This is a genomic window from Phytobacter ursingii, assembly GCF_001022135.1.
Lineage (GTDB): Bacteria > Pseudomonadota > Gammaproteobacteria > Enterobacterales > Enterobacteriaceae > Phytobacter > Phytobacter ursingii.
Map to the genome: position 1 here is coordinate 2,503,417 of NZ_CP011602.1, position 25,378 is coordinate 2,528,794.

The 25,378-nt window shown below is 54.2% G+C and carries 26 protein-coding genes; 11 read left to right on the forward strand and 15 right to left on the reverse strand.

Annotated elements, in window-relative coordinates; all coding sequences use genetic code 11:
• Positions 1–22: 22 nt before the first annotated feature.
• Positions 23–637: a membrane-bound lytic murein transglycosylase EmtA gene (gene emtA, locus AB182_RS15245; protein WP_047373320.1), complete on the reverse strand. Its 615-nt coding sequence runs from the start codon at positions 635–637 to the stop codon at positions 23–25.
• A 98-nt stretch (positions 638–735) separates the two neighbouring features.
• Between emtA and ldcA the strand changes: the two genes are divergently transcribed.
• Both ldcA and AB182_RS15255 read left to right on the forward strand, forming a co-directional pair.
• Positions 736–1,647 carry a muramoyltetrapeptide carboxypeptidase gene (ldcA, locus tag AB182_RS15250; protein ID WP_047370840.1) on the forward strand — a complete coding sequence of 304 codons (912 nt, stop codon included), beginning with the start codon at positions 736–738 and terminating at the stop codon, positions 1,645–1,647.
• Positions 1,648–1,787: 140 nt separating this feature from the next.
• Entirely contained in the window at positions 1,788–3,521 is a 1,734-nt protein-coding gene (locus AB182_RS15255) for a potassium/proton antiporter (protein WP_047370841.1), read from the forward strand.
• Positions 3,522–3,535: 14 nt separating this feature from the next.
• On the opposite strand, the gene dadX is transcribed toward AB182_RS15255, so the two are convergent.
• Together dadX and AB182_RS15265 are read right to left on the reverse strand one after the other, a co-directional pair.
• Positions 3,536–4,606, reverse strand: coding sequence for a catabolic alanine racemase DadX (gene dadX, locus AB182_RS15260; protein ID WP_047370842.1), 1,071 nt, complete (start codon positions 4,604–4,606; stop codon positions 3,536–3,538).
• A 27-nt stretch (positions 4,607–4,633) separates the two neighbouring features.
• The gene (locus AB182_RS15265; protein ID WP_047370843.1) at positions 4,634–5,932 is read right to left on the reverse strand and encodes a D-amino acid dehydrogenase; all 1,299 of its coding nucleotides are present in this window, start codon (positions 5,930–5,932) and stop codon (positions 4,634–4,636) included.
• A gap of 318 nt (positions 5,933–6,250) precedes the next feature.
• Between AB182_RS15265 and AB182_RS15270 the strand changes: the two genes are divergently transcribed.
• Complete coding sequence (locus AB182_RS15270; RefSeq protein WP_047370844.1) at positions 6,251–7,783, forward strand: SpoVR family protein; 1,533 nt, start codon at positions 6,251–6,253, stop codon at positions 7,781–7,783.
• A gap of 53 nt (positions 7,784–7,836) precedes the next feature.
• On the opposite strand, the gene fadR is transcribed toward AB182_RS15270, so the two are convergent.
• Positions 7,837–8,556 (reverse strand): fatty acid metabolism transcriptional regulator FadR, encoded by a 720-nt coding sequence (gene fadR, locus AB182_RS15275; protein WP_047370845.1) that lies wholly within the window; start codon positions 8,554–8,556, stop codon positions 7,837–7,839.
• Positions 8,557–8,908: 352 nt separating this feature from the next.
• On the opposite strand from fadR, the gene dsbB reads away from it, so the two are divergent.
• Entirely contained in the window at positions 8,909–9,439 is a 531-nt protein-coding gene (gene dsbB, locus AB182_RS15280; protein ID WP_047370846.1) for a disulfide bond formation protein DsbB, read from the forward strand.
• A 101-nt stretch (positions 9,440–9,540) separates the two neighbouring features.
• Here dsbB and AB182_RS15285 read toward each other — a convergent pair whose 3' ends face one another.
• From AB182_RS15285 to AB182_RS15300, 4 genes are all read right to left on the reverse strand, one after another.
• The gene (locus AB182_RS15285) at positions 9,541–9,930 is read right to left on the reverse strand and encodes an Exc2 family lipoprotein (RefSeq protein WP_047370847.1); all 390 of its coding nucleotides are present in this window, start codon (positions 9,928–9,930) and stop codon (positions 9,541–9,543) included.
• A 109-nt stretch (positions 9,931–10,039) separates the two neighbouring features.
• A complete protein-coding gene (locus tag AB182_RS15290; RefSeq protein ID WP_039079506.1) occupies positions 10,040–10,486 on the reverse strand; it encodes a YcgN family cysteine cluster protein in 447 nt (148 codons plus the stop codon).
• Positions 10,487–10,577: 91 nt separating this feature from the next.
• A complete protein-coding gene (locus tag AB182_RS15295; RefSeq protein WP_047370848.1) occupies positions 10,578–11,237 on the reverse strand; it encodes a fumarylacetoacetate hydrolase family protein in 660 nt (219 codons plus the stop codon).
• A gap of 151 nt (positions 11,238–11,388) precedes the next feature.
• Positions 11,389–11,658: a YcgL domain-containing protein gene (locus AB182_RS15300; RefSeq protein WP_039079508.1), complete on the reverse strand. Its 270-nt coding sequence runs from the start codon at positions 11,656–11,658 to the stop codon at positions 11,389–11,391.
• Between the two features lie 121 nt (positions 11,659–11,779).
• On the opposite strand from AB182_RS15300, the gene minC reads away from it, so the two are divergent.
• From minC to minE, 3 genes are read left to right on the forward strand one after another with little or no spacing between them, the layout of a single operon-like run.
• On the forward strand, positions 11,780–12,475 hold the full coding sequence (gene minC, locus AB182_RS15305) for a septum site-determining protein MinC (protein ID WP_047370849.1): 696 nt from the start codon (positions 11,780–11,782) through the stop codon (positions 12,473–12,475).
• A gap of 22 nt (positions 12,476–12,497) precedes the next feature.
• Positions 12,498–13,310: a septum site-determining protein MinD gene (gene minD / locus AB182_RS15310; RefSeq protein WP_047370850.1), complete on the forward strand. Its 813-nt coding sequence runs from the start codon at positions 12,498–12,500 to the stop codon at positions 13,308–13,310.
• A 3-nt stretch (positions 13,311–13,313) separates the two neighbouring features.
• Entirely contained in the window at positions 13,314–13,580 is a 267-nt protein-coding gene (gene minE / locus AB182_RS15315; protein WP_039079511.1) for a cell division topological specificity factor MinE, read from the forward strand.
• A gap of 98 nt (positions 13,581–13,678) precedes the next feature.
• Here the strand turns inward: minE and rnd are convergent, their stop codons facing one another.
• The 5 genes from rnd to AB182_RS15340 form a co-directional block, all read right to left on the reverse strand.
• Positions 13,679–14,806, reverse strand: a complete 1,128-nt coding sequence (rnd, locus tag AB182_RS15320; protein ID WP_071845890.1) for a ribonuclease D — start codon at positions 14,804–14,806, stop codon at positions 13,679–13,681.
• A gap of 71 nt (positions 14,807–14,877) precedes the next feature.
• Positions 14,878–16,563: a long-chain-fatty-acid--CoA ligase FadD gene (fadD, locus tag AB182_RS15325; RefSeq protein WP_139153743.1), complete on the reverse strand. Its 1,686-nt coding sequence runs from the start codon at positions 16,561–16,563 to the stop codon at positions 14,878–14,880.
• A 205-nt stretch (positions 16,564–16,768) separates the two neighbouring features.
• Positions 16,769–17,350 carry a Slp family lipoprotein gene (locus AB182_RS15330; RefSeq protein ID WP_047370853.1) on the reverse strand — a complete coding sequence of 194 codons (582 nt, stop codon included), beginning with the start codon at positions 17,348–17,350 and terminating at the stop codon, positions 16,769–16,771.
• A 38-nt stretch (positions 17,351–17,388) separates the two neighbouring features.
• Positions 17,389–18,084 carry a tRNA (adenosine(37)-N6)-threonylcarbamoyltransferase complex dimerization subunit type 1 TsaB gene (tsaB, locus tag AB182_RS15335; protein WP_047370854.1) on the reverse strand — a complete coding sequence of 232 codons (696 nt, stop codon included), beginning with the start codon at positions 18,082–18,084 and terminating at the stop codon, positions 17,389–17,391.
• A gap of 59 nt (positions 18,085–18,143) precedes the next feature.
• Entirely contained in the window at positions 18,144–20,054 is a 1,911-nt protein-coding gene (locus AB182_RS15340; RefSeq protein WP_047370855.1) for an ATP-dependent DNA helicase, read from the reverse strand.
• Between the two features lie 110 nt (positions 20,055–20,164).
• On the opposite strand from AB182_RS15340, the gene AB182_RS15345 reads away from it, so the two are divergent.
• Positions 20,165–20,509, forward strand: a complete 345-nt coding sequence (locus AB182_RS15345; protein WP_047370856.1) for a RidA family protein — start codon at positions 20,165–20,167, stop codon at positions 20,507–20,509.
• Positions 20,510–20,544: 35 nt separating this feature from the next.
• Here AB182_RS15345 and AB182_RS15350 read toward each other — a convergent pair whose 3' ends face one another.
• Positions 20,545–21,597 carry a DUF7716 domain-containing protein gene (locus AB182_RS15350; protein ID WP_052958846.1) on the reverse strand — a complete coding sequence of 351 codons (1,053 nt, stop codon included), beginning with the start codon at positions 21,595–21,597 and terminating at the stop codon, positions 20,545–20,547.
• A 21-nt stretch (positions 21,598–21,618) separates the two neighbouring features.
• Entirely contained in the window at positions 21,619–21,798 is a 180-nt protein-coding gene (locus tag AB182_RS15355) for a YoaH family protein (protein WP_047370857.1), read from the reverse strand.
• A gap of 83 nt (positions 21,799–21,881) precedes the next feature.
• Here AB182_RS15355 and pabB point away from each other — a divergent pair, with 83 nt between their 5' ends.
• The 3 genes from pabB (at position 21,882) to sdaA (ending at position 25,373) form a co-directional block, all read left to right on the forward strand.
• Positions 21,882–23,243: an aminodeoxychorismate synthase component 1 gene (gene pabB / locus AB182_RS15360; RefSeq protein ID WP_047370858.1), complete on the forward strand. Its 1,362-nt coding sequence runs from the start codon at positions 21,882–21,884 to the stop codon at positions 23,241–23,243.
• Between the two features lie 3 nt (positions 23,244–23,246).
• Positions 23,247–23,825, forward strand: a complete 579-nt coding sequence (locus AB182_RS15365; protein WP_047370859.1) for a CoA pyrophosphatase — start codon at positions 23,247–23,249, stop codon at positions 23,823–23,825.
• 183 nt (positions 23,826–24,008) lie between these two features.
• Entirely contained in the window at positions 24,009–25,373 is a 1,365-nt protein-coding gene (gene sdaA / locus AB182_RS15370; RefSeq protein ID WP_047370860.1) for an L-serine ammonia-lyase, read from the forward strand.
• Positions 25,374–25,378: the final 5 nt, after the last annotated feature.

Here is a 25,378-nt window from a genome sequence, read left to right on the forward strand (position 1 = left end):
CAACAGGCGGGTCTTTTGCCATTTACATGGCGTTCATTGCTTTCTGTACCTTCCAGATATAACGCGGCGCCTGGGGTGCCGGGTGGTTTTCTACCACGTGTTCAAAAAAGCCGTCGGCACTCAGGTCGTTAATCTTGTCGATCGCTTTTTTCCTGTCGGATGAGAATGTCCGCAGCAGGGCGCCAGCGCCGTTCACATACGAGACCACCAGAGCATACTGCATTACCTGAGGATCTTTGATTCCCGCCAGTACACCGTGCTCCATAATGCTCAAATACGCGGCCCCCATGGAGATATTACGCTCCGGGTTTTTCAGCTCGCTGGTCGAAGGCTCACCGCTCCAGCCCATATAGCGATACACTTCGCGCCCGGAGGTGGACGCTTTCAACTGCATCAGCCCCACGGCATTTGATTTACTGATAAGGTTGGGGTTACCGCCTGACTCAACCGCAATCATCGCGGTAATCAGACGCGGACTGACGCCCCACGCCGCCCCCGCTTTTTCACTGACTGGCATCCACTGCATCGCCCGCTTTACCGGGACTTCCGGATTCCAGTCCGGGTTACGGTAATCCGTGCGTTTCGAGGTACACCCCGCCAGCAATACAATTAAAAAAGCAAACCATCTCAATTTCACACGCAATCCTTCTTTGGTGAACGCATCACTACGGATGACAACGAACAGGGTTAGCGGCATGATAACCGTTTCCAATTAGATGTCAGCAAGGAATTGCCATGTCCAGGTTTCATTTGATCGCGCCCTCCGGCTACTGCATTAATCAACAGGCCGCAGCGCTTGGGGTTCAACGACTGGCGTTACAGGGACATCAGGTGGATAACCGTGAGGTGATTACCCGCCGCGATCAGCGCTTTGCAGGTGACGACCGCGAGCGTCTCAATGACCTTAACGCCCTGGTTGCGCTCGAAGGCGCGGATATTATCGTTCTCCCCGTTCGCGGCGGTTATGGCGCAAGCCGCCTGCTGGAAATGATTGACTGGCCGGGTCTTGTCCGTCGCCAACAATCCCAACCGCTGCTTATCTGCGGACACAGTGACTTTACGGCCGTGCAGATGGGATTATTAGCCCGTGGCGGCGTTATCACCTTTAGCGGCCCGATGCTGGCTGGCAATTTCGGCGCCCCCACTCTCAATGATTTTACCGAGCGCCATTTCTGGCAGGCGCTGCGTCAGCCTGAACTGGTCGTCGAGTGGAACGGCGAAGGCCCCCGCTGCCATACGCAAGGTACACTTTGGGGCGGAAATCTGGCGATGCTGGTTTCGCTTATTGGCACCCCATGGCTTCCGGCCATTGATGAGGGCATTCTGGTGGTTGAGGATATCAATGAACATCCTTTCCGCGTGGAACGTATGCTATTGCAGTTGATGCATTGCGGCATTCTCGCGCGCCAGAAGGCGCTCGTACTGGGCAGTTTCACCAGCGCCGACCCCAATGAATACGATGCAGGCTACAATCTTAATACGATGGTGGAGTACCTGCGAAAAAGGCTCTCGATCCCGGTGATAACAGGCCTGGCGTTTGGTCACGAGCAAGAGACCGTCACGCTACCTCTGGGTGCGCATGCCATATTAGAGCATGATAAACGTACATGGCTGACCCTTTCCGGTCATCCCGTACTGGGTGCATAAAAAAAACATTTAACCGACTGATTAAATCTGTATTTCTGCCGTTAATATAAATTGGGTTTTAAATTGTCACCGCTCAGCGCGTCCTGGCTCTGAGCGGCCAAGGATTTCACTGTTTTTCGGGCAAGAGGAGAAGCACGACATTGGATGCAGCGGCGGTAATTAGTCTGTTTATTCTGGGTTCTGTACTTGTAACCTGCAGTATTTTATTAAGTTCTTTCTCTTCCCGTCTCGGTATCCCGATCCTTGTTATCTTTCTGGCCATTGGCATGCTGGCAGGCATTGACGGTATTGGCGGTATTCCGTTCGATAACTATCCGTTCGCCTATATGGTCAGTAACCTCGCGCTGGCGGTGATTCTGCTTGATGGCGGAATGCGAACCCAGGCAAGTTCCTTTCGCGTGGCGCTGTGGCCCGCCCTTTCTCTGGCGACGGTGGGTGTGCTTATCACCTCCGGGCTGACCGGGATGATGGCGGCATGGTTGTTCCACCTTAATATTATGGAAGGGTTGCTGATCGGTGCGATTGTCGGCTCGACGGATGCGGCCGCGGTGTTTTCGCTGCTTGGCGGAAAAGGGTTGAACGAACGTGTTGGTTCGACGCTGGAAATTGAGTCGGGCAGTAACGATCCGATGGCGGTCTTTTTGACCATCACGCTAATCGAGATGATTCAACAACATCATGCTGGCCTGAGCTGGATGTTTGTCGTGCACATTATTCAGCAGTTTGGCCTGGGGATCGTGTTAGGTCTCGCGGGTGGCTATTTGCTGCAACAGATGATCAATCGCATCGCCCTCCCCGCAGGACTCTATCCTCTGCTGGCGTTAAGCGGCGGCATCCTGGTGTTCTCGGTGACCACCGCCATTGAAGGCAGCGGGATTCTGGCAGTCTATCTGTGCGGTTTTGTGCTGGGTAATCGCCCGATACGTAATCGCTACGCCATTCAGCAAAACTTTGATGGCTTAGCCTGGCTGGCGCAAATCGGCATGTTCCTCGTTCTGGGGCTGCTGGTCACGCCGTCTGATTTACTGCCGATTGCCATTCCGGCGCTTCTGCTCTCGGCGTGGATGATCTTTTTCGCTCGTCCGCTGTCGGTTTTCGCCGGCCTGCTGCCCTTTCGCGGTTTCAATCTGCGCGAGCGCATTTTCATCAGTTGGGTGGGATTGCGTGGCGCGGTGCCGATCATTCTTGCCGTCTTCCCGATGATGGCCGGTCTGGACAATGCAAGGCTGTTTTTTAATGTCGCCTTCTTTGTGGTGTTGATTTCGCTACTCTTCCAGGGGACATCGCTGTCCTGGGCCGCCAAAAAAGCCAGAGTCGTCGTCCCCCCCGTGGGATGGCCGGTTTCTCGCGTCGGACTGGATATTCACCCGGAAAATCCGTGGGAGCAGTTTGTCTACCAGTTGAGCGCCGATAAATGGTGTGTGGGGGCCGCTCTGCGCGACCTGCATATGCCATCGGAAACGCGCATCGCCGCCCTGTTTCGCGATAATTCACTTCTGCATCCTACCGGCAGCACCCGACTGCGCGAAGGCGACGTGCTGTGCGTGATTGGTCGTGAACGCGACCTGCCCGCGTTGGGTAAGCTGTTTAGTCAGTCGCCCCCGGTCTCGCTGGATCAGCGTTTCTTCGGCGATTTTATTCTCGAAGCTGATGCGAAGTTTGCCGATGTGGCGCTGATTTATGGTCTGGAAGATGGCCTGGAGTACCGGGATAAACAGCAGACACTGGGTGAGATTGTCCAGCAACTGCTGGGCGCGGCCCCGGTAGTGGGGGATCAGGTTGAGTTTGCCGGCATGATCTGGACAGTCGCAGAGAAAGAAGAGGACACGGTACGTAAGGTCGGGGTCCGGGTCGCGGATGATGAGGCGGAGTGACCGCCTCATCATAGTTACACCGTCACAACTGGGACACGTGGGGCGAGAGCGCACATCAATTCATAACCCACGGTCCCTGCCGAAGCGGCCACCTCATCGATTTTGATCTCGTTACCCCATAATTCGACCGGCGTACCGATGCCCGCTTGCGGGCACGGCGTCAGGTCAACCGTCAACATATCCATCGATATGGCCCCCACCGTCCCGGTCCGAATACCGTCTACCAGCACCGGTGTGCCTGTCCGCGCAAGGCGAGGATAACCATCAGCATAACCACAGGCGACAATGCCAATGCGCTGCTCCTGCGTAGCACGATAACGGCTGCCGTAACCCACACAGTCTCCCGCACGCAACGTTTGCACGGCAATAATCTGGCTTGTCAGGCTCATAACCGGTTTGATGCCACTGCCTGCCACATCCTGCCACTCGCCGGACGGCGACGCGCCATAGAGTACGATACCGGGTCGCACCCAGTCGCCATGGGCTTCCGGGTGCCAAAGCGTGGCGGCGGAGTTGGAAAGCGAACGGGGGCAATCAAGCCCTTCCGACGCCTGGTTAATACGCGCCATCGCCGGGGCAATTCCGTCCGTTTTTTCCGCCTCTGCGAAGTGGGCCATCAGGGTGATATCGCCCACATTGCCCAGATCCCGCAGTTGTCGCCAGAGCGTTTGCACACGCTCTGGCTGAAAGCCCAGCCGGTTCATCCCACTGTTCATTTTCAGGTAAACATCCAGCGGCGCGTGCAGCCTGGCATCCTGCAAGGCCTTAACCTGCCAGTTGCTATGGACGCTGGTCGTGAGGCGATATTTATCAAATAACGGCAGCTCATCGGCGTGGAAAAAGCCTTCCAGCATCAGAATCGGTCCCTTCCAGCCGCGCTCGCGCAGGAGGATGGCCTCCTCCAGATTGAGCAGCGCAAAACCGTCGGTGCCTTCCAGGGCGCGCCAGATACGATCGATTCCATGGCCGTAAGCGTTAGCCTTCACCACTGACCAGACGCGGCAGTGTGGTGCAGCACGCCTGACTACCTGCAGGTTCTGCCGAAGTGCGTGTAAGTCGACAGTCGCCTGGACAGGACGAGACATACGATCTCCTTGTTTCAGATGGGCAGCTTAGTTATGAACACCATGCAAATGTTGTGGCCGCGATGGGGTAAAACCCGGTTGATAGCGCGCCACGCTCAAATCCTCCCATGGAATGGCCGGTGTGCGACCGGAAATCAGATCGCTCAACAGTTGACCTGAACCACAGGCCATCGTCCAGCCGAGCGTGCCATGCCCGGTATTCAGCCATAAGTTTTTAAACGGGGCACGTCCGACAACCGGCGTACCATCTGGCGTCATTGGACGCAGTCCGGTCCAGAACGTTGCCTGCTCCACGTGACCGCCGCGCGGAAAGAGATCTTTGACCACCATTTCCAACGTGGCACGGCGCGGCTTAAGAAGGTCAGTATTAAAGCCGACGATCTCGGCCATTCCGCCGACGCGAATGCGGTTATCAAAACGGGTAATCGCAATCTTGTAGGTTTCATCGAGGATAGTCGAAACTGGCGCGCCCGCCTCCTCCGCAATGGGTATAGTCAATGAATACCCTTTCAGGGGATAGACCGGGATATCGACAATCCCTTTTAGCATCGCCGTGGAATAGGAACCAAAAGCCATTACATAGGCATCGGCTTTCACCACTTCATCACCGCATTTCACGCCGTAAATCTGCTCACCTTCGTACAGAAGCCTGTCGACCGGGGTGTTGAAGCGGAATGTGACGCCCGCCTGCCCCGCCATCTGTACCAGTTGCTGAGTAAAAAGCTGACAGTCCCCGGTCTCATCGTTGGGTAAACGCAGGCCGCCACTGAGTTTATGGGCGACCTGGGCCAGCGCCGGTTCTACTTCCGCCAGACGCGCTGATTCCAGCAGTTGATAAGGTACCCCGGCATCTTCCAGCACTGCGATATCCCGGGTCGCGTTTTCGTACTGCTCCGGGGTACGGAAAAGCTGTAACGTCCCGCCCTGACGGCCTTCGTACTGAATATGCGTGGTTTCACGCAACAGCTTCAGACAGTCACGACTGTATTCTGCCAGCCGCACCATGCGGCCTTTGTTTTCCATATAATGGCGAGTGTCGCAGTTACGCAGCATCTGCCACATCCATTTGAGTTGAGAAGAGGTGCCATCGAGACTGATCGCCAGCGGCGCATGACGCTGGAACATCCACTTGATCGCTTTCAGCGGTACGCCCGGCGCCGCCCAGGGCGCTGCGTAACCCGGCGAGATTTGCCCTGCGTTCGCCGCACTGGTCTCCAGCGCCGGGCCAGACTCCCTGTCAATGACCGTCACCTCATGTCCCGCCTGACTCAGATACCAGGCACTGGTAACCCCCACTACGCCACTTCCCAGTACAACGACTCGCATAACCTGCTCCCATGTGTAAAGCACAATCATCTGATTACAAATTGATAACTCAGATGAAAATGTTATTCAACATATGGCTTTTTTATGGTGACACTACTCACACCTTTCCCTAAATAAAGGCGTCAGAATATTTAGAATCTCATGCTGCGCGACATTTCGCCACAGAATAAAATTCTGCCAATGACGATTTTTACCCCTCTCTTGCAAGGTGTTATCGCGAAGAAAAAAAACGACGTTGCGTACAGTTTTAATTGTGTGTTCTATGCTTGAAATGAGACTCTCCATACAGAGAGAGTTGCTAACAACGAGGGCGCGCTAATGGCTACGATTGATTCCATGAATAAGGACACCATACGTCTCAGTGATGGACCTGACTGGACCTTCGATCTCCTGGATGTGTATCTCGCAGAGATCGACCGGGTGGCGAAACTTTACCGCCTGGATACCTACCCGCATCAAATCGAAGTCATCACTTCCGAACAGATGATGGACGCCTACTCCAGCGTAGGGATGCCCATTAACTATCCCCACTGGTCGTTTGGTAAAAAATTTATTGAAACCGAGCGGCTTTATAAGCATGGACAGCAAGGTCTGGCCTACGAGATTGTTATTAACTCCAATCCCTGTATCGCCTATCTGATGGAAGAGAACACCATCACCATGCAAGCGCTGGTGATGGCGCATGCCTGCTATGGGCATAACTCTTTCTTTAAAAATAATTATTTGTTCCGCAGTTGGACGGATGCCAGTTCGATTGTTGACTACCTGATTTTCGCCCGTAAGTACATCACCGATTGTGAAGAGCGATACGGTGTGGAAGAGGTGGAAAAGCTGCTCGATTCCTGCCACGCGCTGATGAATTATGGCGTTGACCGTTATAAACGTCCGCAAAAAATCTCGCTGCAGGAGGAGAAAGCTCGCCAGAAAAGCCGTGAAGAGTACCTGCAAAGCCAGGTCAACACACTGTGGCGTACCCTGCCAAAACGTGAAGAAGAGAAAGCCGTTGTGGAAGCGCGCCGCTATCCTTCTGAACCGCAGGAAAACCTGCTCTATTTTATGGAAAAAAACGCTCCGCTGCTGGAGTCCTGGCAGCGTGAAATTTTGCGCATCGTGCGTAAAGTCAGCCAGTATTTTTACCCACAGAAACAGACTCAGGTCATGAACGAAGGCTGGGCAACCTTCTGGCACTACACCATCCTCAATCATCTGTACGATGAAGGTAAAGTGACAGACCGCTTTATGCTGGAGTTCCTTCACAGCCACACCAATGTGGTGTTCCAGCCGCCTTACAATAGCCCCTGGTATAGTGGTATTAACCCGTATGCCCTTGGGTTTGCGATGTTCCAGGACATCAAACGCATTTGTCAGTCTCCGACTGACGAAGACAAATACTGGTTCCCGGATATTGCCGGTTCCGACTGGCTGGAAACGCTGCATTTCGCCATGCGCGATTTTAAAGATGAAAGCTTTATCAGCCAGTTCATGTCGCCAAAAATCATGCGTGATTTTCGCTTCTTTAGCGTGCTGGACGATGATCGCAATAATTATCTGGAGATTGCGGCGATTCATAACGAGGAAGGCTATCGCGAGATCCGCTCGAAATTGTCCTCCCAGTACAATCTGAGCAACCTGGAGCCCAATATTCAGGTGTGGAATGTGGATTTACGCGGCGATCGTTCTCTGACGCTGCGTTACATTCCGCATAATCGCGCACCGCTGGATAAAGGCCGCCGGGAAGTGCTCAAACATGTGCATCGGCTGTGGGGGTTTGATGTGCTGCTGGAACAGCAAAACGAAGATGGCAGTGTGGAGCTGCTGGATCGTTGCCCTGCCCGTAACAATACTCTTTGATAACAATACGTTTTAATAACTAAAAGCCCCTCCGCGGAGGGGCTTCGCTTTGCTTAACGCCCGTGAATCGTTAAATCCCCAGGCAGCGTTTTATGCATGCGATGCCAGATCTCACCACTGTCATGCCCATAACGACGCACCGTTTCGTACACCTGGTCATGTAAGCCTTTCTCACAGATTTCTGCCAGGCGATGGTAGAAACCGAGGGCCAGACTACGTGCTTCCGGACTGGCGAAGTAATGACGCCCGATGCGGGTATACAACCCTTTCATCCCGTTGAGGATCAGGCCGTAAATCGGATTGCCGGAGGCAAAAGCCAACCCGCGGAAGATGTTGTAATCAAGCTCAGCAAACGCATCGCCGTGATCTTCAACTTCACGTGCGTTAGCCAGTACCGCCAGTGCGTCTTGCGGGTGTTGACGGAACGCAGTACGGATAAAGATCGTCGCGATATTGGTACGTACGGACAGAAGGTTATCGATGAGCTGCGGAACACTCTCATGGTCCAGACGCGCCAGGGTTTCCAGAATATTGAGCCCGGAAGTTTCCCAGAAATTGTTTACTTTGGTGGGTTTACCGTGCTGAATGGTCAGCCAGCCATCGCGAGCCAGACGCTGTAACACTTCACGCAATGTGGTACGAGTGACGCCAATCAGTTCGGAGAGTTCGCGTTCTGCCGGAAGAATCGACCCCGGAGGGAAACGGTTATTCCAGATACTTTCAATAATGTATTCTTCCGCGAAACCCGCCGGGCTCTGCGCCTTTATGACCATAGTGAGATTTCCATTATACAACTAAGCAAAGATCACTCATCATACCAGACCGCCTCGGGGGCAGATAGCAGGCGAAATGAAGAAAAAGGGGATCGCCGATCCAATTTGAAAGATTCACCCGTCATGCTTTTTACCCCCATTTTATTCACGACTATTCCCTCTTGACTGAAAATCGTTTACCACATTAATCATAAATGTTTTTCCTGTTAGCGCTTTGCTTACATTCCTGACAGCAAGATTTGACTTTTCGCATGATAAACATCCGATTACGTATTATTTTCTTATGCAATAGTGGCTTGCTAAGTGATTTCGTTTACACTGCTGTGTCTACGCATGTCCCAGGGAAATGATTATGTTGCGATATTTGAACAAGTGCTCTCACGGGCGCGGCGCCTGGCTATTAATGGCGTTCACCGCACTCGCACTTGAATTGGTGGCGTTGTGGTTCCAGCACGTCATGCTGCTGAAACCCTGTGTCCTGTGTATCTATGAACGTTCTGCCCTTTTTGGTGTGATGGGTGCGGGTATTGTCGGGGCGATTGCGCCGAAAACGCCGCTGCGCTTCGTCGCTATCTTAATCTGGTTGTACAGCGCCTGGCGTGGGATCCAGCTGGCGTATGAGCACACCATGATTCAGCTTCATCCTTCTCCTTTTATGACCTGCGATTTTGCTGCGCGTTTCCCTTCGTGGCTGCCGCTGGATAAATGGCTTCCGCAGGTCTTCGTGGCTTCGGGCGATTGTGCTGAAAAACAATGGCAGTTCCTGTCACTGGAAATGCCGCAATGGCTGTTAGGTATTTTTGTCGCTTACTTTGTTGTCGCGGCGCTGGTGCTCATCGCACAGCCCTTCAAACCGAAAAAACGCGACCTCTTCGGTCGTTAACAGAACGCTCCTTCGGGAGCGTTTTTTTATTGCCGCAATGCATGAGGCCTCCCGGCAGCGTATTCGCTAACCGGAGCGACCGCCTTTACTCAGACAGGTCTTTAATACACCCCGTTATAACCATCCAGATAAGTCGCCGATAATTCATTGCCTATCAAGTCGGCATCTTTCGGATCCGCCGGCATCTTATCACCAGTTCTGTCGTATGCTTCGGTGAGATGATGGCCGGCCTGCTCCTTGAGCATCCCGGCATATTTGATCGCGTAATGCACATCATGACCAACGATGCGGTCCAGTTTTCCTTGATCGTACATTTTTTCAAAGGTGGGAATGATATTGCGGTATGTACCTTGTGGCGAGAAACGGACACCGCCGTCCGTAGAGCTGTGGTTTTCCGTAAAGGCAATAGCATGCCGTTCAGGAGAGGGTTTAGACGCGGTACACCCTGCAAGCAGAACACCTGCCGCTACCATCACAATGAATTTATTCATTACAGACCCCGTTAATGTTTTAGCTTATTTAAGACATACAAACATTTTAGGGTCTTGTTTTAAATCACTTTTTATTCATCTCAGACGAGTAGCGGTATAACAAAAGAGATTATTGCGCCCAATCAGGTTTGTTGAGGATATGATCCTGCCAGTCGCGGACTTCGGACTCTTTTACCGCAATATGGCGAACTGTGATGCGCTGTTTGTGCATCATCTCTTTCGAGCCGGTACGCAGCGGATGCCACACCGGCAGCGCCTTCCCTTCGGCCAGCAGACGATAGGCGCAGGTGGGCGGCAACCATTCAAAGGTAGGCAAATTATCACGCGTCAGTTTGATGCAGTCCGGCTCATACTCAAAGCGGCGCTCGTAGTTACGGCACTGACAGGTTTTGATGTTCAACTGACGACAGGCCACGTTGGTGAAATAGATTTCGTCGGAATCTTCATCCATCAGCTTATGCAGGCAGCACTGACCGCAGCCGTCACACAGCGACTCCCATTCCGCGTCCGTCATTTGCTCAAGCGTTTTGCTTTGCCAGAAAGGTGTGTCGCTCATAAATCAGTTCACCATTTAAAACCAGGGAGCACCTTATAACCAGTCTGGCATGGGGATGCAAGTTTTGCCGCCATAATGGCGGCAAATCGACTTATAACACGCGGGTTTTAAGGGAGAGGCCGTTAAAGCTCACTTCCAGTTCGTCCCCGCCGTGCAGTGGCCCTACCCCTTCCGGCGTCCCCGTCAGAATGACATCCCCCGCTTTGAGCGTGAAGAAGCGGCTCATATAAGCAATCAGCGGCACAATTTTATGGATCATATCAGCCGTCGTCCCTTGCTGGCGGACTTCGCCGTTGATTTTAAGCCCCAACGTCGTGTTCTGCGGATCGCTGGTAAACTCTGCGGCCGGAATAAAACCGGAGATCGGACAGGAATTATCAAAGCCTTTCGCTTTTTCCCACGGCTGCCCGGCCTTTTTCATTTTCGCCTGCAGGTCGCGAAGCGTGAGATCCAGCGCCACGCCATAACCCGCAATGGCTTTTCGTACGTGATCTTCGGTAGCCTGACGCAGGGTGGCGCCAATAAGTACGGCCAGTTCAACTTCATGATGCACGGAACCGAAATCCTGCGGCAACGCCAGCGGCTGGCGAATGTCGCATAATGCGGTTTCCGGTTTTATAAACAGCACCGGCTCTTCCGGCGTGGCGCTGCCCATCTCTTTAATATGTTTCGCATAGTTGCTGCCAACGCACACGACTTTACTCACCGGGTAATCCAGGAGTGCGCCCTGCCAGTTATGATGTTGGTACATGACTTTCCCCTAAGTAACACATTGAACAAGTGCGAAAAATGACTATCCGCGCCACATGGCGGTTTGTCAAATAACAAACTTTATATTCAACGCGTTGGCGGGAGAAAGGCAAATGGCGGAATCGATCCGCCCAGGTAAAATTCGCGAAGCGTTATCTTTCGCTGTCTAAATGCTGTTTGAGTAAATTTTCTGGCGGCGGTGGAATCTGTAAATAATATCCCTGTGTGCGCAACGCCTCTTTTACTTTTTCCAGATCCGCACTGGCCAGTTTTTTACGCCCGTCGAGGGGCAATAACATGGCTAGCTGGGGCTGACCAAAGCTTTTCATTAATTCTTCCGGCACGCGTGAAAAATCGTCTTTTTTTTCGACATACAGATAAGTCTGTTCACGTCGGGAACTTCGGTAGATCACACAAAACATACTTTTGCTCTGAATTAAGGGGTGGTTACTTGCCTGAATATAATAGTGACTATAACATGCTTGATAGTCTTCGGAATATCACTCACTCATGAGTGATAATAGCAAAATGAGTAAGGTCAGGATGTCAAACACGCCCATCGAGCTAAAAGGCAGTAGTTTTACCTTATCTGTGGTTCACTTGCATGATGCAAAACCCGAGGTTATTCGCCAGGCGTTAGAAGACAAAATCGCTCAGGCCCCCGCTTTTTTAAAACATGCTCCTGTTGTTATTAACGTTTCTGATCTTGAGGGCCCGGTAAACTGGTCGCCGATTCAGCAGACCATTCTGGAGACAGGGTTACGGGTTGTGGGTATCAGCGGTTGTAAAGACAGCGAGCTGAAAGCCGATATCGAACGTGCCGGGTTGCCGCTTCTGACCGAAGGCAAAGAAAAGCCGCAACGTCAGGTTGCCACCCCTGCCCCCGTCGCTCCTGTTGTTACTCCGGTCACAAAAACACGCTTGATTGATCTCCCTGTTCGTTCCGGACAGCGTGTTTATGCGCCAAACTGTGATCTGATTGTCACCAGCCATGTCAGTGCTGGCGCGGAGTTAATTGCCGATGGCAATATCCATGTTTACGGCATGATGCGTGGCCGCGCGCTGGCTGGCGCAGGCGGCGACAAAGATGCGCAAATATTTTGTACTCACCTCACGGCGGAGCTGGTATCCATCGCAGGGGAATACTGGCTGAGCGATCGAATCCCGGCCGATTTTTATGGCAAAGCGGCGCGCTTACGTTTAGCGAATAACGCTTTGACTATTCAACCATTAGATTAAGCCCTTTTAACAAGGAACTCCTATGGCACGCATTATTGTTGTTACTTCGGGTAAAGGGGGCGTGGGTAAGACCACCTCCAGCGCGGCCATCGCAACCGGTTTGGCCCAGAAGGGAAAGAAAACCGTCGTTATTGATTTTGATATCGGCCTGCGTAACCTCGATCTCATCATGGGCTGTGAACGTCGCGTCGTGTATGACTTCGTGAACGTCATTCAGGGCGATGCGACGCTGAATCAGGCGCTGATTAAAGATAAACGGACGGAAAACCTTTATATTCTCCCGGCTTCGCAGACTCGCGACAAAGACGCGTTAACCCGCGAAGGCGTAGAGAAGGTGCTTGATGAGCTGCAGAAAATGGAGTTCGACTTTATCATTTGCGACTCACCGGCGGGGATCGAAACCGGCGCGCTGATGGCACTCTATTTCGCGGATGAAGCGATCATCACCACCAACCCGGAAGTCTCTTCCGTCCGTGACTCTGACCGTATCCTCGGCATCCTGGCGTCCAAATCGCGCCGTGCCGAAAACGGCCAGGAACCGATTAAAGAACACCTGCTGTTGACCCGCTACAACCCGGGGCGCGTTAATAAAGGTGATATGCTCAGCATGGAAGACGTGCTGGAGATCCTGCGCATTAAGCTGGTTGGCGTGATCCCCGAAGATCAGTCAGTCCTTCGCGCATCCAACCAGGGGGAACCGGTTATTCTGGATACCACTGCCGATGCAGGCAAAGCGTACGCAGATACCGTTGAACGTCTACTGGGAGAAGATCGTCCTTTCCGCTTCATTGATGAAGAGAAGAAAGGTTTCCTCAAACGCCTGTTCGGAGGATAAGTTATGGCATTACTCGACTTTTTTCTCTCCAGAAAAAAGAACACCGCCAGCATCGCCAAAGAGCGTCTGCAAATTATTGTTGCGGAACGCCGTCGCAGTGACGCTGAACCACATTATTTACCGCAGCTAAAGCGGGATATTCTGGAGGTGATTTGTAAATATGTTCAAATCGATCCGGAAATGGTTTCAGTCCAACTGGAACAACGGGGTGACGATATTTCCATTCTGGAACTCAACGTTACCTTGCCGGAACCAGAAGAGACGAAATAACCCGGCGGCTTATCGCTGCGTCAGAAGTAATAAAAAAGGCAGAAATCCTCTGCCTTTTTCTTTTATTAATGCTCAAACCCTGTTTTTATATACAGGCATTAGCGCGGGTATTCTGTTAATAAAGCTTTGAGCTGCTCAGCCATCAATTCCGCACGCCAGCCACTGATTAATTCAGGTAAATTTGTCTGCGGCTTTAATTGCCAGTGCCAGTTAAGTAGCTGATTAATTTGCCGACGTGAAGCAATCAATTCTGCGCTCAGTCCTTTGCTCTCGCTGACTTCCTGCACCTGCGCCTTAATAGCTTTAAAAGCTTTACGATAGCCGGACATATCCACCAGATTCAAAAGCGGTTCCGGCAGTGCATCTTCCGGTAGCGCCTGCGCCTGTGCGACCAGAGACAACAGCGTTTTACCATGAAAACGTATTTCGCTGCCGGAAAGCCCAATGCTGTCCAGCTCGCCCATGCTGCCTGGCATATAACGCGCCACGGCCCACAGGTTCTCTTCACGCACCACGAAGTTGACCGCCAGGTCACGCTCACGGGCTTTACGCAGACGCCAGTCTGCCAGCAAACGCAGGCACGCCAACTGGCGGGTACGCAACTGCCAGGCGTTGCTGATGTCACGCCACGCCTCTTCCGGCGCCAGAATTTCGCTGCGACGCTGCATCATCAGGCGACATTCGTCCAGCGCGGCATTGAGCCACCCTGCTTCTTCGGTTTCGGCCAGCAATGTCCGGGCGATAGGTAGCAGATACCAGACATCGGCTGCCGCATAATCGCATTGACGCGTTGTTAACGGACGCGCCAGCCAGTCAGTGCGCGATTCGCTTTTGTCCAGCACCACACCGGTGTACTGCTCCACCATTGCCGCAAAGCCCCAGGAGAGAGCACGCCCAGAGAAAGCCGCGAGAATTTGCGTATCGATCATCGGTTGCGGCATCACGCCGAAGGCGTTGAGGAAGACTTCCAGGTCTTCGCTACCGGCGTGGAGGAATTTGGTTACACGGGTATTGGTAATCAGATCGCGGAACGGTGCCCAGTCAGTGATGGTTAATGGGTCGATTAACGCCACACGTTCCCCGTCATAGAGCTGGATTAAACCAAGCTGGGGATAATAGGTGCGCGTGCGGACAAATTCAGTATCAAGCGCAATAGCATCAGTGCCAGCCGCAGCTTCACACAGCGCTGCCAGCGCCTCGTTCGTCGTGATCATCTGGTAATTCAAATCGTCTTCTCTTTAGTTTGCGCCCACAAAAAACGCCGGATTAACCGGCGTTCTGGCGACTAACGCATAGCTCAGCCTTTATTGTCCACTTTGCCGCGCGCTTCGTCACGCAATTCTCGCCGTAAAATTTTGCCGACGTTCGATTTCGGCAGCTCGGCGCGGAATTCCACCCGTTTCGGCACTTTATAGCCAGTGAGCTGACGGCGGCAAAATGCGATAAGCGCTTCCTCAGTCAGCGAATCGTCTTTTTTCACCACGAAGATTTTGACCGCTTCGCCGCTGGCATCCGACGGCACACCCACTGCTGCAACTTCCTTGACACCTTCATGCTGCATCACAACATCTTCGATTTCGTTCGGATAGACGTTAAAGCCAGAGACCAGAATCATGTCTTTTTTGCGATCGACGATACGCATAAAGCCTTCTTCATCCATCACCGCGATGTCGCCGGTGTACAACCAGCCATCTTTGATGATTTCATCGGTCGCTGCCGGACGCTGCCAGTAACCCAGCATCACCTGCGGGCCTTTAACGCATAGTTCACCCGGTTCGCCCGGAGGAACTTCATTGCCCGCGTCATCCACCAGTTTCACTTCTGTCGACGGAACCGGCAAACCGATACTACCACTGTGGTAATCAATATCGTGCGGGTTGACGCTCACCAGCGGCGAACATTCCGTCAGACCGTAACCTTCCAGCAGGTATTCGCCGGTAAGTTTCACCCAGCGCTCAGCAACAGCCTGCTGTACGGGCATGCCGCCCCCCGCAGAAAGGTGCAGTGAGGAAAAATCAAGTTTGTGAAAATCGTCGTTGTTCAGCAATGCGTTAAACAGGGTGTTTACCCCGGTCATTGCGGTAAAAGGATATTTCGCCAGCTCTTTCACCAGCCCCGGGATGTCGCGAGGGTTAGTAATGAGCAGGTTTTGTCCGCCCAGTTCAATAAACAACAGGCAGTTCATGGTCAGGGCAAAAATGTGGTAGAGCGGTAAGGCGGTGACCACCAGCTCTTTGCCGCGATGAAGCAACGGGCCGTAGGTCGCATGCACCTGTTCCAGGTTGGCCAGCATATTACGGTGCGTGAGCATCGCCCCTTTGGCCACCCCCGTCGTCCCACCGGTGTATTGCAAAAAAGCCAGGTCGTCTGTTGTGACTTCCGGCTTGATATACTGCAAGCGGTAGCCCGCCTGCAGCGCACGGCGAAACGAGATGGCGTCAGGCAGATGGTATTTCGGCACCAGGCGCTTCACATATTTGACAACAAAGTTAACCAGCGTGCCCTTCGCCGGCGAGAGCTGGTCACCCATCCGCGTCAGTATCACATGGCGAACCTGCGTCTTGTCGACCACTTTTTCCAGGGTGTGGGCAAAGTTGGAGACGATGACAATGGCAGATGCGCCGCTGTCGTTAAGCTGATGCTCCAGTTCGCGCGGCGTATACAACGGGTTGACATTCACGACAATCATGCCCGCGCGCAAAATACCGAACAACGCCACCGGATATTGCAGAAGGTTAGGCATCATCAGCGCCACACGGTCACCCTTTTGCAAGCCTAATCCCTGTTGCAGGTATGCGGCAAAAGCGCGGCTACGCTCTTCCAGCTTGCGGAAGGTCATTACCTCCCCCATGTTGACGAACGCAGGTTGGTCGGCGTATCGCGCCGTCGCGTGTTCAAAGAGTTCAACCAGGGATTGATAACGATCGGGATTAATATCCGCAGGCACATCGGCGGGATAACGGTTTAGCCAAACCTTCTTCAATGCATCACCTCTAAAATGTGTATTTGTCGTCATCACAACCCCAGTTAATAAACAAGTCGTTAACATAATATTAACTCAGCGTACCAGTTTATTTATTGTTCGGATTGAAGGTTGCGAAGCGCATCACTAATTATTTTTGTTATGGTCGTGCAAATAAAGAAACAGCGGACCAGCCGCTGTTTCTATTTTCATACAGAACAGAGCGTTACTCTGTTACAACACTTTCTTCATACGCGGGGCCGGGAGTATACCAGCCCCATCCGCCGTATCCACGATGCCACGGGTGCGGCCCCATCATCCATGGATCCATCGGTTGTGGCGGCAACACGACTTGCCTGGTGATATGCCAGCGTTTATAGCCGTCAGCACGAATCACCGCGAATTTGTAAGCAGCGCCCCCTACCTGACCATCATAGGTGCCGGTAATCGGCCCGACGACAGTCACCAGTTGGTTCTGGAAGTCAACCGGATCAAGGAAGCCATTCACCTCAGCCATAATGCGCCCGACAGAGGTTGCACCCAGAATCGGTCTCGCTCCGTCATCTAACGGTACGGTGGCTATCTCAAGACGTGTTTTCCCTTGCTGATTGTCAATTTTCACCACTTTACCGCCGAAACGGGCTTGCTGGCCGATATAGAGATTTGGCGCATTCATCACGCGCACCAGATCATCCTGCGGCGTCGGCGTGGTTCCTTTGATCGCGTCAGGCACAGACACACACCCACTCAACGCTGCGGCGACCACGCCCGCCAGTAACCAGCGCATACCTCTTTTTTGACTCGCCATGATGCGACTCCCTCACTCAGCCTTGTAATTACTGAGATTCATTCCCGGCCCGGAAGTTTCTTCCAGGCCACTTCGTTACGCAAATAAACTGGCTCGGCATGCTCAACGGCCACGGTACGTCCCTGCGAAAGTTGATACTCCGCGATGGGCAGCATATCTTGCGCTTCCGGCAGCGAGACCCCGCCGTCTGTCAGCGTCAGGCCAGTGTCGTTTGCCATTTCCGGCCACGCTTGCCAGCCGGTGCCGACGGTCGCCCACTCGCCAGAAAGCGCAGTGAGGCGCGCTGTCACCGCATCCGGTTTGAGAACCGCTTCGGTCTCTTCACCGTGCCAGACGCCGTCGGCATCACGCTGATATTCTGCCCAGTAGACTTCGCCCATACGGGCATCAATGGCCGCCAGCACTCGGGTAGCCCCTGCTTTACGCCAGGCACCTTCAGCCATGGTCGCCAGCGTTGAGACGCCAATCATCGGCAGTTCTGCGCCCAGCGCCAGCCCCTGCGCAATGCCAATACCGATACGTACACCGGTAAAACTTCCCGGGCCACGGCCAAAGGCCAGCGCATCCAGTTCAGACAGCGCAACGCCGCCTTCGGTGAGAACGTCCTTCACCAGCGGCAGAATGCGTTGCGTGTGTTCACGTGGGCAGAGTTCGAAATGAGCAAAGAGGGTTCCGTCGCTGTTCAGCGCGACGGAGCAGGCTTCAGTGGCGGTATCAATGGCCAGAATTCGCATGGGTAATCGCAGTCCCGGTAAAACAAAATGGCGCGCATATTAACACAGTCTGCGCCAAATTACTCCGCTGGCGAGGCCGCAAGAAACGCAACCGCGCGGCTGATATCCCGAGTGCGCGGTGAGGGCGGCAGGCTTGCCAGAAACACCGCGCCGTACGGACGCATCACCAGACGGTTGTCACAGATAACCAGCACGCCCCGGTCATCCACGTCACGGATTAAACGTCCGACGCCCTGTTTCAGGGTAATGACCGCATCCGGAAGCTGGACCTCATCAAACGGATCGCCACCGCGCAGGCGGCAGTCTTCCATGCGTGCTTTCAGCAGCGGATCGTCCGGCGAGGTGAACGGCAGTTTGTCGATAATCACCAGCGACAGCGTGTCGCCACGCACATCCACCCCTTCCCAGAAGCTGCTGGTCGCCACCAGCAAGGCATTTCCTGCGGTAATAAACTGCTGTAACAACTGCCCTTTACTGGTCTCTCCCTGCAGCAAAACGGGCAGTGTCATGGTGGCGCGAAATTCCTCTGCAAGCCCGCGCATCATGGCGTGGGAAGTGCAGAGCATAAAGCAGCGGCCATTGTTGGCTTCAATGATCGGTTTGAGCATCGCCGCCAGCTGACGGGCCGCACCCGGTTGGTTGGCCTGCGGCAGATTGCGCGGTACGCAAAGCAGCGTCTGGCGGGCGTAATCAAACGGGCTGGGTAGCAGCAGCGTTCGCGCTTCATCAATGCCGAGGCGCGCGGTGAAGTGGTGCAGATCGTCGTTCACCGACAGTGTCGCCGAGGTGAAAATCCAGCTACCACTTTTCTGCGCCATCACCTCTTTAAATTTGTCCGACACGGTGAGCGGCGTCAGCGCGAGGGTAAAGTGGCGCGAGGTGCACTCATACCAGTAGCTAAAACCGGGCAGATTGATCTCTTTCAGCCGTTTAAGCCGCGCGCGGTACGTCGTCGCACGCTCAAAGGCGGCATCGAGAATCGCCGAACGCCCGAGCGACAGTTTCGCCACGTCATAGCACAGCTCCAGCGCGTCATCGAGCAACAGCAGCGCCCGCTGGATGTGGGGGTCGGCCAGCAGTTCACGTAAGTTGCCGCGATACCCCGGCTCGCCGAGTTGCAGGCGGAAATCCTGCGCACTCTGCGCCAGCCTGTCGGCGCATTTTTGCAGCTGCTGGGTATCACGTAGTTCGGTGCGATAGGCGATGGTGAAGTCTTTGGCTAAGTCCAGTAACTGCCGGCTGGAGATCGACTGGCCGAAATACTGGCTGGCAATATCCGGGAGCTGGTGCGCTTCGTCGAAGATCATCACCTCGGCTTCCGGGATCAACTCACCAAAGCCGCTCTCTTTCACCACCATATCGGCCAGGAACAGGTGATGGTTGACCACCACCACATCGGCATCCATCGCTTTTTTACGCGCCTTCACCACAAAGCAGTCTTTGTACATCGGGCAGTCGCTGCCCAGACAGTTGTCATTGGTACTTGTCACCAGCGGCCAGGCGGCAGAATCTTCCGCCACGCTGACGCAAGTGCTGATATCCCCGTCTTTGGTCTGATTTGACCAGGAACGCAGCAAAATCACGTCGCTCAGAGTTTGTACCGGCAGATCGCCGCCCGCCAGCGCCTGTTGTTCCAGACGTTCGATGCAGAGATAGTTCGAACGCCCTTTGAGCAGTGCGGTATGGCCGGTAAATTCGAGGGCTTTTGCCACTGTCGGCAAGTCGCGGCTGTAAAGCTGATCCTGCAGGGCTTTGGATCCCGTTGAGATGATCACTTTTTTGCCGGAGCGCAACGCCGGGGCCAGATAGGCGTAGGTTTTCCCGGTCCCGGTGCCCGCTTCGACCACCAGCGGCTGCGTACGGGCAATGGCGTCACTGACGGCATGGGCCATCTGACGCTGTGGTTCACGGGGTTTAAAACCCGGTATCGCTTTGGCCAACTGACCGTCTGTTGCAAAATCGTCCGTCACACTGCCCCCACACTGGATAAATCGCCAGCGATTATGTCAGGGCATTGGGTTTTTCGCCAGTCTGTGGCAGTCTTGCGGGCAATCATAAGGAAAACCATGAGGAACAAAGAATGACCATTACCCGCATTGATGCTGACGCCCGCTGGTCTGACGCCGTTATCCATAATCAAACGCTCTACTATACCGGTGTGCCGGAAAATCTGGATGCCGACGCGTTTGAACAAACCGCCAACACCCTGGCGCAGATTGACGCCGTGCTGGCCAAACAGGGTAGCGATAAGACGCGCATTCTGGATGCGACAATCTTTTTGGTGGAGAAAAGTGATTTCGCGGCGATGAACAAAGCCTGGGATGCGTGGGTGGTGGCTGGTCATGCACCTGTACGCTGTACGGTCCAGGCCGGGTTGATGAACCCGAAATATAAAGTCGAAATTAAAATTATTGCCGCCATCTGACAGAACGCATTCCGGCGCGCATCCCGCGTCGGAATTTATTCCATATCCAGAAAATCGTCGTACTCAAGATAATGGTTGAGTGCACGAATAATTTCGTCATCGCTGGCGTTAGGTTTTTGCTGAATAGCCAGTTCCACAACGGACTGAAAATGCTCGCCCATACAGGCGAAATGGCGGTAACGCCCCGTCGATGCTGCGGCTTCGTCGTCATCGCTGCCGGCCACATAGAGCACGTCGCCCGCCTGAAAAGCCCCGTCGCGCGTTGAATAGAGATCGTAATAAAGCGTTTTACCCTGCCCGGCCTTCACGCAGGCAATCAGCGCTTCAATGCCAATCGCCCTATTCAGCCGCAGGGTTTCCAGCACCGGGCCGGCAGGCGCAAAGGTAACGGTTGCGCCAGTGGCCAGTAATTCTCGCTCAAGCGGGCGCAAACGCAGGCGAAAATCCTCACCGACACAAATCGGTGGAGAGGCGACAAAACGCAGCGCATCTGCTAACGGTAAATTGAGCGTTTTTCTGAGGACGTGAACGACCTTGAGTTTCTGGGGGCCGATATCGGTTATGAGCAGTCGCCCCGCCTGCCAGTCCAGCGGATCCACATCCACGGCGTTATCGTCGTCATCATCACGCGCCTGCCTTGCTTCCCGAAGCTCAAGCCAGAACGGACTGTCCGGTTCGGTATGCGCATCAAGCAACGCCAGCACAGCCGCCTCATCGGCACGGCTTAATTGTTCTAAAAGAGTCTGAAAAGTGTGCAAGTCAGGCGCGATGCGTTCTGCCTGCCAGCAGCCAGCGCCGTGTGCGGCATAATAGACCGGGTAGCCGTCCGCCGCTTCGCCCAGATCGATAAAGAAAGGATCGTCCAGGCCATTAAGCGCCAGCAGATACCAGCCTGGTTGCCACATCCCGGGGGTGTCCGCTACCAGACTTTCTCCGGTGACGCCGTGCCAGCGAAAACCGCAATGCCACGCGTGCCATTGCTCTGGCTGTGGGTAGTGAAAAGGAAGCGTAAGGTCGCCGGGGATAACGGCCGCGGTGATAAACGCAAGGATCGCATCCGGTATCGTCTCAGGCATCGTGTTGTCCATTCACCGCCTCCGGTAAGGGTATTATTCGTCTTCGTCTTCGAAGCGCGCCACAATACGTTTGCCCGTGTGGCTGGCGCGCAGTTCATCAGCCACCTGAGAGATGGCCTGTCCACTGCTCATGCCCTGTGCCATTAATTCCTGGATGCGTTCGACCGCTTTTTGCTGCTGCTCATGGCTGAGGGAAGGTAAACCTGCAAACATCGTGAACTCCTGCTAAATTATGGGCGCTGATTATTTCATGCGCCGTGGCGATGCGCCAGCGATAGCGCAAAGAGCCAGGACTGATGAAGACGTTTTCCCCCAATGTTGTCCCCTTGCCGTGGCAGCCTGATGCCGCAGAACACTATTTTTCCCTGATAAATCATTTGCCATGGGCGATGCTGTTGCATTCAGGTCACGCAGATCACGCCTGCAACCGTTTTGATATTCTGGTTGCCGATCCTCTCTCGACGCTTGTCACACGGGGTGAACAGACCGTTATCACCGACGCCGAGGGAGAGCAACTATCCATAGACTGTCCGTTTACCCTGATGAAGCAGGCTATCGACAAAGCAGGGATTCGCCCGCAGGCTGACGATTTTCTGCCGTTTCAGGGTGGCGCGCTCGGTCTGTTCGGTTACGACTTAGGGCGTCGCTTCGAAAAACTGCCCTCCTTTGCGCAACAAGACATCTTACTGCCGGATATGGCGATAGGTATTTATGACTGGGCCGTGGTGGTCGATCACCACAAACAGCGCGTCACGCTATTGAGCTACCAGGATCCGCAGGCACGTCTGGCCTGGCTTAACGGCCAGACGCCGCCATCGGTCATCCCGTTTAGTCTGACCGCCCCCTGGCAGGCTAATATGACGCGCTCTGAATATGGTGAAAAATTTCGTCAGGTACAGGCCTGGTTGCACAGCGGCGACTGTTATCAGGTCAATCTCGCCCAGCGTTTTCAGGCACGGTATGTCGGCGATGAGTGGCAGGCGTTTTGCCATCTGAACCGCTCAAATCGCGCCCCATTCAGTGCGTTTTTACGCCTGGAAGAAGGTGCGATTTTAAGTCTGTCGCCGGAGCGGTTTATTCAGCTTTCTGATGATGTTATCGAGACGCGCCCGATTAAAGGCACACTGCCGCGCCTGCCTGATGCGCAGGATGATGCGCAACAGGCGCAAAAGCTGGCCGCATCACCGAAAGATCGGGCCGAAAATCTGATGATTGTCGACCTGATGCGCAATGATATTGGTCGGGTGGCCGTGCCCGGTTCCGTACGCGTGCCGGAACTGTTTGTCGTCGAACCTTTCCCGGCGGTTCACCATCTGGTCAGTACCGTGACAGCAACGCTTCCTGCCGCGTTGCACGCCAGCGATGTGCTGCGCGCCGCGTTTCCGGGCGGGTCGATCACTGGCGCGCCTAAAATTCGCGCGATGGCGATCATTGATGAGCTTGAACCACAGCGGCGTAATGCCTGGTGTGGCAGCATTGGGTACATCAGTTTTTGCGGCGCCATGGACACCAGCATCACCATTCGTACCCTGACGGCGTGGGCGGGTCAGATATTCTGCTCAGCGGGGGGCGGGATCGTGGCGGACAGCAACGAAGAAGCGGAATATCAGGAAACGTTTGATAAAGTTAACCGTATCTTGCAGCAACTGGAGAGCTAAACCGTGGCGCAGCCAAACTTAACCCTGGATGACTTTCTCTCGCGTTTTCAGCTTTTACGCCCACAGCTACACCCCACAGCCGCACATGCGCGGCAGGCAGCAGTGCTGGTGCCGGTGGTGCGGCGTGAGCAGCCTGGGTTACTGTTAACACAGCGTTCGCCACGATTGCGAAAACACGCCGGACAGGTGGCCTTCCCCGGCGGCGCCGTTGATGACACCGATGCCTCGCTGATTGCCGCGGCCCTGCGCGAAGCGCAAGAAGAGGTGGCGATACCACCTGAGGCCGTTGACGTTATTGGCGTGCTCCCTCCCGTAGACAGCGTCACCGGATTTCGCGTAACGCCCGTTGTGGGGATCATTCCTCCCGACCTGCATTACCATGCCAGCGAAGACGAAGTGGCTTCGGTGTTTGAAATGCCGCTGGCCGAGGCGCTACGCCTGGGACGCTATCATCCCCTGGATATCCATCGCCAGGGCAATGCCCACCGGGTGTGGCTCTCCTGGTATCAGCATTATTTTGTCTGGGGTATGACCGCCGGCATAATTCGTGAACTGGCGCTGCAGGTGGGGCTTCGCCCTTGACTATACTTAGCATGAAGCATTCTTAAGACAGCGGAATGTGGCCGCGCGCTATTAGTAAAATCGAGGTTAGGCATTAGTTTAATTCATGTGAATAATTTAGCTGACCGCACGCTTCCCTCTTACACTATGCGCAGTTATTACATCGTTACTGGAACCTCTGGTAACCCTGTCAGGAGTGTTAATGTGATTAGTATATTCGACATGTTTAAGGTGGGGATCGGTCCCTCTTCCTCCCACACTGTTGGCCCGATGAAAGCCGGGAAGCAGTTCGTCGATGACCTGGTCGAAAAAGGATTACTGGAAAGCGTCACCCGCGTTGCGGTGGATGTTTATGGCTCACTGTCGCTGACAGGTAAAGGCCACCATACCGATATCGCCATTATTATGGGTCTGGCTGGCAACGAGCCGGCCACGGTAGACATCGACTCCATCCCGGCCTTTATCCGCGATGTGGAAAATCGGGGTCGCCTGCTGCTCGCTCAGGGCCGCCAGGAAGTGGATTTTCCACAGGATAATGGCATGCGTTTTCACAGCGACAATCTGCCGCTGCACGAAAATGCCATGAGCATCCATGCATGGAATGGCGAGCGTGAAGTCTACAGCAAGACGTATTACTCCATCGGCGGCGGTTTTATTGTTGATGAGGAGCATTTTGGTAAAGAAGTGCTCAATGAAGTTACCGTTCCCTACCCGTTCAAATCCGCCAGCGATATGCTGAATTATTGCAAAGAGACCGGCCTGTCTCTCTCTGGCATGGTGATGCAAAACGAACTGGCGCTGCACAGCAAGCAAGAGATTGAAGCGTATTTCGGCCATGTCTGGGCGACTATGCGTGCCTGTATCGATCGTGGCATGAACACGGAAGGTGTACTGCCTGGCCCGTTGCGCGTACCGCGTCGCGCGTCAGCGCTGCGCCGGATGCTGGTTGCCAGCGATAAGCTGTCTAACGATCCGATGAACGTCGTGGACTGGGTCAATATGTTCGCACTGGCAGTTAACGAAGAAAACGCGGCGGGGGGACGTGTGGTCACGGCACCGACGAACGGCGCCTGCGGTATCGTTCCGGCTGTCCTTGCGTATTACGACCACTTTATCGAATCCGTCAGCCCGGATATTTATATCCGCTATTTCCTGGCCGCCGGGGCCATTGGCGCCCTGTACAAAATGAATGCGTCAATTTCCGGCGCTGAGGTGGGCTGCCAGGGCGAAGTGGGCGTCGCCTGTTCCATGGCGGCGGCAGGCCTTGCCGAGCTGTTGGGCGCCAGCCCGGAGCAGGTGTGTGTGGCAGCGGAAATCGGCATGGAACACAACTTAGGTTTAACCTGTGACCCGGTCGCAGGACAGGTACAGGTGCCTTGTATCGAGCGTAATGCGATCGCCTCCGTGAAAGCGATTAATGCCTCGCGTATGGCAATGCGCCGCACCAGCGCGCCGCGCGTCTCGCTGGATAAGGTTATCGAAACCATGTACGAAACCGGCAAAGATATGAACGCGAAATATCGCGAGACCTCTCGCGGCGGCCTTGCCATCAAAGTTCAGTGCGACTAATACCC